Annotated in this window: 7 protein-coding genes; all 7 read right to left on the bottom strand. The window is 38.9% G+C overall.

The genetic code is table 11. The features are described from left to right. Positions 1–603 (bottom strand): N-acetylmannosamine-6-phosphate 2-epimerase (locus HMPREF2887_RS03930; RefSeq protein WP_084740567.1); only part of this gene is annotated, 603 nt, incomplete at its 3' end. A 587-nt stretch (positions 604–1,190) separates the two neighbouring features. After that, positions 1,191–2,339, bottom strand: a complete 1,149-nt coding sequence (locus HMPREF2887_RS03925; RefSeq protein ID WP_021001172.1) for an iron-containing alcohol dehydrogenase — start codon at positions 2,337–2,339, stop codon at positions 1,191–1,193. Between the two features lie 101 nt (positions 2,340–2,440). Beyond that, a complete protein-coding gene (locus tag HMPREF2887_RS10470; RefSeq protein WP_261673827.1) occupies positions 2,441–2,569 on the bottom strand; it encodes a hypothetical protein in 129 nt (42 codons plus the stop codon). Positions 2,570–2,767: 198 nt separating this feature from the next. Then, the gene (gene adhE / locus HMPREF2887_RS03920) at positions 2,768–5,419 is read right to left on the bottom strand and encodes a bifunctional acetaldehyde-CoA/alcohol dehydrogenase (protein WP_049511844.1); all 2,652 of its coding nucleotides are present in this window, start codon (positions 5,417–5,419) and stop codon (positions 2,768–2,770) included. A 360-nt stretch (positions 5,420–5,779) separates the two neighbouring features. Then, positions 5,780–7,597, bottom strand: coding sequence for an acyltransferase family protein (locus HMPREF2887_RS03915; RefSeq protein ID WP_057489502.1), 1,818 nt, complete (start codon positions 7,595–7,597; stop codon positions 5,780–5,782). Then, complete coding sequence (locus HMPREF2887_RS03910; protein ID WP_003027219.1) at positions 7,587–8,000, bottom strand: MORN repeat-containing protein; 414 nt, start codon at positions 7,998–8,000, stop codon at positions 7,587–7,589. Before HMPREF2887_RS03910 ends, HMPREF2887_RS03915 begins: the two co-directional genes overlap by 11 nt. Positions 8,001–8,007: 7 nt before the next feature. After that, positions 8,008–8,436: a low molecular weight protein-tyrosine-phosphatase gene (locus tag HMPREF2887_RS03905; RefSeq protein WP_003027217.1), complete on the bottom strand. Its 429-nt coding sequence runs from the start codon at positions 8,434–8,436 to the stop codon at positions 8,008–8,010. Positions 8,437–8,554: the final 118 nt, after the last annotated feature.

Genomic DNA, 8,554 nt, shown 5'->3' with positions numbered 1-8,554 from the left:
TTTGGCTTCACTCGGATAATGGATTTTTCCTTCCGCGATGACATCCAAACCTGCATCACATAAATTTTTTACTAATTCAAAATCCGGTCCCTCGCATTGCAGACTATAAGAGGTGTACCCTGACAAAGTTGTACCTACAAAGTCCACACCTGCTTCTGCTGCAGCCACACCCTCTTCAAAGGTGCTCACATCTGCCATGAGCAATTGATGAGGATATTTTTCCTTCACTTGCTTGATAAAATCCGCAATCTTTAAACCGTCAAAACGTTCCCGATTTGTACAATCAAAAGCAATTACTTCAATATCCAGAGCTGCTAGTTCATCAATTTCTCGCATCGTTGCGGTAATAAACGGCTCTTGAGGTGGATAATCTCGCTTGATAATGCCGATGATTGGCAGCGAAGTAACCTCTTTAATTTCCTTAATATCCCGAACACTATTAGCTCGAATGCCAACAGCTCCTCCTTGTTCAGCCGCTTTTACCAAAAGGGGAATAACCCCACCTGCTTCAGTATATAGCGGTTCGTGTGGCAAGGCTTGACAGGAAACAATGATGCCATCTTTTATTTTGGCAATCAGCTCGTCTTTTGTCATTTGTGCCATAGACAGCCTTCTCCTTTGCTATTGTAGATCGATTTTTAAAGCGCCTTCAATCTCACGATGTTATTATAACTATTTTTTAAAGCGCTTTCAACAATATCTGAGATTTTGGTTCTAATTTCTGATAATACTCACTTTTCTCTTAAATCTTGAAAGTAGTTTCAGAGAGATAATCATTTTAACATGATACTATCATTATCGCACATTGCCTCTGAGGCACGCAAAAGACTACATCTCTGCGAGCGCTATCTACCACATCATCACAAGCTTTCCCCCAAGAATTTTCCAGAATGGAGACCCTATAATAGAATTAGCAAGGGTGAATGCTTTTTTCAGGAGCATCATCCAGAGTTGCTTTTGAATAAAATTTCTCAGTGCTGGTGTTCTTTTCGGTATTGTCCTGGCGTCCGTCTAAACATCTTCTCCTATCTACACGTATGCCAATTTACGAGGTAGCACAAAGTGTTGGATTTTCAAATAAAACTTACTTTTATGACAAATGTCGTACCTATTTTGGACATTCCCAAAAATGAACGTAAATAAGCTACCGAAAATTTCATCGGTAGCTTATTTTTATGACAAATCAGCACTTAAAACAATTCTTTGTAAAGAGCAATCGTTTCTTCTAAGGTTGGCATAAATGGATTTCCTGGTGCACAAGCATCAATGAGTGCATTTTTAGAAAGGTATTCAAAGTCAAATTCTTCTTTAATGTCCAGTTCTGTCAATTTTTTCGGAATGCCCACAATTGCTGATAATTTTTCAATTTCAGAAATGGCATAATCAGCGCATTCTTTATCACTTTTGCCTTCCGTATGGAGACCAAGAGCTTTTGCAACATTTCGGAATGCTTCTGGCACACGTTTTGCATTTTCACGCTCTACAACCGGTAAAAGCATGGCACAACAAACACCGTGAGGAAGATTGTAAACTGCTCCAAGTTGATGAGCCATAGAATGTACATAACCTAGCCCAGCATTATTAAAGGCCATACCACCTAGGAAAATCGCATTAACCATCGCTTCGCGTGCTTCAATGTCATGGCCATTTTCAACAGCACGTGGCAAAAATTCTTTAATTAACTCAATTGCACCAATAGATAATTTTTTCGTTACATTGTATGCACCTGGTGTTACCAAAGCTTCAACCGCATGTGTAAGGGCATCCATACCTGTTGCAGCCGTCAAAGCTTTTGGTTTTGAAATCATCAATTCTGGATCATTTACTGACAGGAGTGCAAGGCTATTCTTATCAACCATAACCATTTTCACTTTACGCTCTTCATCAGTAATAACATAGTTAATCGTGATTTCAGCTGATGTTCCTGCTGTCGTATTGATTGCTACAACCGGCAAGCCTTTTTCCTTTGATTTGTGAACACCTTCGTAATCTTGCGGACGCCCACCATTCGTTGCAAGAATTGAAATACTACTTGCAGCATCTTGCGGCGAACCACCACCAAGTGAAATAATAAAATCACAATTATTATCTCGCAAAACAGCTAAACCATCTTCAACATTTTTAACAGTTGGATTTGGCTCAACATCACTAAAAACGACATACTCAATGCCTTCCTTATCAAGTGGTGCAGTTACCTTAGGTAAAATGTCACTACTTGCAATATAATGGTCTGTCACCAAGAGAGCTTTCTTATACCCCAACTCTTTGATATGACCACCTATTTCATTAATCACACCACAACCAATAAGATTAACTGATGGAACATAAAATACTGACATTATATTTCCTCCTTATTTTTTATAAATATCATCTATTTTAGAAACCGCTTACACGACTATATTATAACACTCATAATGCTTTTTGCAACATCAACTTTTCATTATTTTAGTATCAAATTTACAGATTCAAAACTTATCAGTCTATTCTGATATTTTAGGGCAAAGAGAAGTATAAGATTTTCTGTATCCACAATGACATCGTCCATATCAAATACCAACAATTGAAACATGACCGCCCTCCTTTTTTCACAACTAGTTTACAGGAAAACGCATACAATATCAAGCAAGAGAAAGGACACTCTCTCCAAATAGAAAAATCTCCCTACAAAAGCAGGGAGATGGTGACTGATAAACTGTTTTATGTCTAAAAATCTGAATACATTGTCTGTACAATGACGAACGATTCAAATTAGAACAAACTTTACTGTCTATTTACGACGTCCTGGACGTTCTGCATAGCCATAGTAGGCATCAGCCATAATTTCTTCCATGTCAGTAACTATTGGCAAGCGTGGATTTGCTGGTGAACATTGATCTTCATAAGCAAGAACGGCAATATCATGTAAGCTATCTTTCCAAGTTTTTTCATCAATACCTTGATCTTTAAAGTTCATCTTGATACCAACCGCTACACCAAGGTCATAAACAGCTTTGGCATACGCTTCAACCGCTTCTTCTGGTGTTGAGCAAGGAAGACCTAGCATACGAGCAATATCTTGGAATTTTTCATCAGCTTTCCAGTAGTTGTACTTAGGCCATGTTGTAGTTTTAGATGGACGAGTTCCATTGTAACGGATAACATAAGGAAGTAAAATAGCATTTGTACGTCCGTGAATGGTGTGGTGAACAGCACCAATCTTATGCGCCATTGAGTGACTCATTCCAAGGAAGGCATTTGCAAAGGCCATACCAGCCATTGTAGAGGCATTATGCATCTTTTCACGGGCTTCTGGGTCAGCCGTTTTTACAGATTTTTCCAAGTATTTGAAGACTAACTTGATGGTTTGAAGAGCAATACCATCTGTATAGTCATTGGCAAAGTTAGAAGTATAAGCTTCAGTTGCGTGTGTCAAGACATCCATACCTGTGTCAGCAGCAATAAATGCTGGAACAGATTCTACCAAAGCAGGGTCAACAATTGCAATAGTTGGTGTCAAAGCGTAGTCAGTGATTGGGTATTTACGATTATTTGCCTTATCAGAAATAACTGCAAACGGTGTTACTTCTGAACCTGTACCAGATGTTGTTGGAATACCGATATATTGTGCTTTCTTACCAAGTGATGGGAATTTGAAGGCGCGTTTACGGATATCCATGAATTTTTGAACGAGGTCACCGAAGTCAACGTCTGGCTGTTCATAGAACATCCACATACCTTTAGCCGCATCCATTGGTGAACCACCACCAAGGGCAATGATAGTGTCTGGTTCAAACGAGCGCATTACTTCAACACCACGACGAACTGTTGTGATATCTGGATCTGGTTCAACATCTGAGAAGACTTGAATCGTGACTTTGTTTTTACGAAGATTCAATTGGTCAATCACACGTTGTACAAAACCGAGTTTTTCAATTGATTTATCGGTAACAATCATGACACGTTCGATACCTTCGCAAGTTTGAAGGTATTGGATTGAGTTACGTTCGAAGTAGATTTTTGAAGGAACTTTAAACCATTGCATATTATTTCTACGTTTCCCTACTTTCTTGATGTTAAGAAGGTTGATAGCTGATACGTTATCACCAACTGAGTTGTGTCCGTATGAACCACATCCAAGTGTTAATGATGGAATGAAGGCGTTGTATACATCACCGATACCACCAAAGGTAGATGGAGAGTTCCAGATAATACGCATTGCCTTTATTTCCGTACCGAAACGTTTTGCAAGAGCTTCGTCTTTTGTATGGATAGCAGCTGAGTGTCCTAGACCATTAAATTCAACCATTTGACGAGCTTTTTTAAGTCCATCTTCAGTATCTTCAGCTTTCAAAACCGCAATAACAGGTGATAATTTTTCACGAGTCAATGGTTCTTTAATTCCAACTTCTGCACATTCAGCAGCCAAGATATTTGTACCTTCTGGTACTTTAAATCCTGCTTGCTCAGCAATCCATGTAGCTGGTTTACCAACAATATTTGGGTTCAATTTTGCACCAGCGCAGTTCTTGCTGTTGGCTTTTGCACCAAAACAGAATTCTTCCAAAAGCGCTTTTTCTTTCTTGTTGACAAAGTAAGTATGGTAAGATTTGAATTCTGTTACAAATTCATCATAGATTTCTTTATCAATGATCACAGCTTGCTCAGATGCACAGACCATACCATTATCAAATGATTTGGACATCACGATATCATGTGCTGCTTGGCGGATATTTGCTGATTTTTCAACGTAAGCTGGAACGTTACCAGCACCAACTCCAAGAGCAGGTTTGCCGCATGAATAAGCAGCTTTTACCATGGCGTTCCCACCAGTCGCAAGGATTGTTGCAATACCTTCGTGGTTCATCAAAGCTGTTGTTGCTTCCATAGATGGCTGTGTAATCCATTGAACACAGTTTTCAGGTGCACCTGCTGCAATCGCTGCATCACGTACGATTTGTGCCGCATGAGCAGAAGATTCTTGAGCAGATGGGTGGAAAGCAAAGATAATTGGATTACGCGTTTTCAATGAAATCAATGATTTGAAAATCGCTGTTGAAGTTGGGTTGGTCGTTGGAGTGATTCCGCAGATTACTCCGACTGGTTCAGCAATTTTCGTTAAACCTGTAATTGGATCATCTTCAATCACACCAACAGTTTTGACACCACGCATATTGTTAACAACATGCTCACAGGCAAAGAGGTTCTTTGTTGCTTTGTCTTCAAAGACACCGCGACCTGTTTCTTTAACAGCATGCTCAGCTAAGATACCGTGCGCATCAAGAGCAGCAACTGAAGCTTTTGCAACAATGTAGTCTACTTGTTCTTGATTTAATTTTCTCATTTCTTCCAGAGCAACTAGCCCTTTTTGAACGAGTTCGTCAACATGCTTTTCAGCAGCTAACTTTTTTTCTTCGGGAGTTAATGTTTTTTTATCAGCCATGTGTTCCTCCAATGGTTCTCAGGACTTTTACAAATCCTTTGTTAATTTTTTCACAAGATTATTATACCTTATTTTCTTTCTCTTGTAAACACTTTCAAGTAAACTTCACAAACTTTTTCTTTTATATTGTGAATTTGTTTCAAAATATAGTTTTCTACTATATTTTAAAACATTGTTTGTGAAGTTTAAAACTTAAAATTATATATTTCACATACTTTTTCAAGATTTCCAAAAACAAAAGTTATGTAAAAAAGAGCATTTTTGCTGTGTATTCCTACACCCTCGTTCTACCCTACTATCTTTTTAAAGCACACAAAAGTCATGAATCGCAAGGCAATCCATGACTTCTAATTATTACTATTATTTCTTCACTGTTCCTTTTTTCACAGCTTCATCAATGGCTTGTTTGACGGTTTGTGCATAGAGTTCACCGCCCTTGGTGATCGTTGTTGTCTCCGAGCCAAAGTGCACATAGTCAGTTCCATACCAAATTTCTGGGTGTTGGATAGCAGTTTGATACCAATCCGCTACAAATACATAATCGTATTTTTTCGCCAATTCCAATTCATACTGACGGGTTTTTACAGCGATACTGGTCCCATCATGCGCTGTGCGTCCGTCATAAGGCGTTACCAAGATTAAGCGATGACCTTTCGGTAATTTTGCAATAAATTGATTGAGCAGACTTTCATAGTTATCAACCGTATTGGTTCCCAAGGCTAAGACGACTGTCTCCAGAAGCACCTTGTTTGAAATATCAGTTTGATAGACTTGCAAGCCCGATTCTAAGTTTCGACTGACCGCTGCATCCACTTGAATTTCCGGCATAGCCTGCTTGAGCCATTCACTTGCTCGCAAAGCTACCGAATCTCCGATAACGGTCGTACCCTTTGCTACATTGTATTGACTGGCACTCACATTATCAGCTTGGGTACGAGTGATCTGCATTTTACTGGCAGCTTGATTTAACCCATTGACGAGCAAATTTTCTTCAAAAGCACCAATTTTCGGAGCAGTCATGATCATGACAAAAGCAACCAGTGTTAATGGAATCAAACTATAAAATACAGGCGTTGTGATTTGCTTGATGTCCATCTTCAAGCCAAATACTTTTGGCTCTCTACCTGCTAATGTCGGCTCTAACAGATAGAAAGAGAAAGCCGCCAAGGCAAAGGAAAGCACAGTTGTCAATAGAACTGCCCATCCATTGCCCATCAATTGGGAAAAGATGATGTAAAACGGCCAATGGAACAAATACACGCCGTAACTCGTATCTGCAATAAATGTGATAACAGGCGGCTCATCAACATGCGACGTTTTATCATGAAGCACACGTGTTGCTAAAATCATCACGACTGAAAATACCGTTGCCAAAAGGAAACCAAACAGATAAGTCAATAAATTATCAAATCTTAGGAGGAACGTTAATAATAGCAAAGCTACAAAACTACCACCAAGTAGATAAAAGTTCTTTTTCAAATCAAGCGCCTGCTCCATTTTACGAAAAGGTGCTCCCAAATCACTCACACCCGAAAGCGTCGCTAGGATACTTCCTGCAAAAAACGGGAAGATATGCGTGAAACTTGAAAAGTAAATCACAGAAAAGTTTGAAGAGAAGAAGCTTCTGACAAACATAGAGAGAAAACTAATCAAGAACAAAGCAGATGATAAAAGAAAGATAATACCACGAAATTGCCCAATGGTTTTACTTTTCTTCGCTAAATACCATGTTGCCAAGCCCCACAAGATATAGTAGTGCATCTCCAAAGCCAAGCTCCATGTGTGCACAAAGAGATGTTGGATAAATTGACTCTCGTAATTTCCACCAGACAAAATTTCATAAAAATTTGTCACAAAGCCGAGTGCAGCAGCGATTTGCGTCCCAATACCAGCCACAAAATCCTTCCGAATCAACAGGGTAAAGGGCATGACAATCAAAATCATAAAGACAAGCGGTGGCACAATCCGATAAAAGCGACGTCTCAAGAATCCTTTAACATCAATGTCTTTGTCTCTGGCAAATTCATCAATTAAAAGAGACGTAATCAAAAAGCCTGAGAAAGTGAAGAAAATATCCACACCAATAAACCCGCCAGGAAAAGCTTTCTGGAAGAAATGATAGAGCAGAACTAGGAGTAACCCTGTAATCCTCACTAATGAAAACCATTTAATGCGCATTTTGATAAATCCCCTGTTTAAACTTTCCCTTGTAGACAACATTATTTTCTGTTGTTAATTTACCTTGCCCCTCAGGCTGTCCATTCACAAAGTTGCCTTCGTACTTCCAGCCAGCTTTAGCTGTAAAGGTTCCTTGCCCATTAAACATTCCATTTTTAAAATGCCCTTTATAGACATCGCCATTTTTAAAAGTCAAGGTTCCTTGTCCACTCATTTTCCCACGAACAAGGCTACCATTGTACTTGATTGCTCCTTTATCCAACGTCAATGCCCCTTGACTTGGAATCCCTGATGTAAAGGCAACAATCGCTGATATGACAATAACTGTTACTGTTAGCAACTCTAAATTATGCCTTGTAAGATAAATTTTATATTTTTCGTAAAATGCTTTTAGTGTATCCATTTTTTACTTAATCTTCGTTCTTCATCTGCTCCAGCCACTTTTGACAACCTTCCAATACAAGCTGATAGGTTTCATCAAAATCTCCTGTGTACCACGGATCTGGCACACTTTTCTCTTCAAATTGGAAAATTTTACTAGCATATTGCTTTGGCGCCATTTTCTTTAAATCCTGAAGATTGGATTGGTCCATTCCGATAATATAATCAAAACGTTCAAAGTCCTGTATTGATATTTGCTGCGAGGTCTTACCTTTATCATAAGGAATGGCATATTTCCTGAAAATTGCCTGCGTTCCAGAGTGAATTGGATTCCCATGTTCCCAATCCGAAGTCGCACGACTTTCAACATAAACTTCATCTGTCAAATCTTTCATCACAAATTCTGCCATTGGACTGCGACAGATATTTCCCAGGCAAACAAACACAATTTTTTTCATAGCATAGACCTCTTTACTATTATAACAAAATCTATAAAAATAGGGATTTTAACCCTTGAGATTTTTTCAATTCTTTATAAATCTCAAAAAAGCCGCCGATTGGGCGACTCTTATAGGG

This window comes from Streptococcus sp. HMSC071H03, from assembly GCF_001813035.1.
GTDB lineage: Bacteria > Bacillota > Bacilli > Lactobacillales > Streptococcaceae > Streptococcus > Streptococcus anginosus.
The sequence above is the reverse complement of the archived record's forward strand: the minus strand, read 5'-3'. Positions and strand labels throughout refer to the sequence as shown.

Coding starts and splice junctions, on each gene's coding strand:
- HMPREF2887_RS03925 (WP_021001172.1), bottom strand. CDS start 2,339: ATGTCAGTATTTTATGTTCCATCAGTTAATCTTATTGGTTGTGGTGTG.
- HMPREF2887_RS10470 (WP_261673827.1), bottom strand. CDS start 2,569: ATGTTTCAATTGTTGGTATTTGATATGGACGATGTCATTGTGGATACA.
- adhE (WP_049511844.1), bottom strand. CDS start 5,419: ATGGCTGATAAAAAAACATTAACTCCCGAAGAAAAAAAGTTAGCTGCT.
- HMPREF2887_RS03915 (WP_057489502.1), bottom strand. CDS start 7,597: ATGCGCATTAAATGGTTTTCATTAGTGAGGATTACAGGGTTACTCCTA.
- HMPREF2887_RS03910 (WP_003027219.1), bottom strand. CDS start 8,000: ATGGATACACTAAAAGCATTTTACGAAAAATATAAAATTTATCTTACA.
- HMPREF2887_RS03905 (WP_003027217.1), bottom strand. CDS start 8,436: ATGAAAAAAATTGTGTTTGTTTGCCTGGGAAATATCTGTCGCAGTCCA.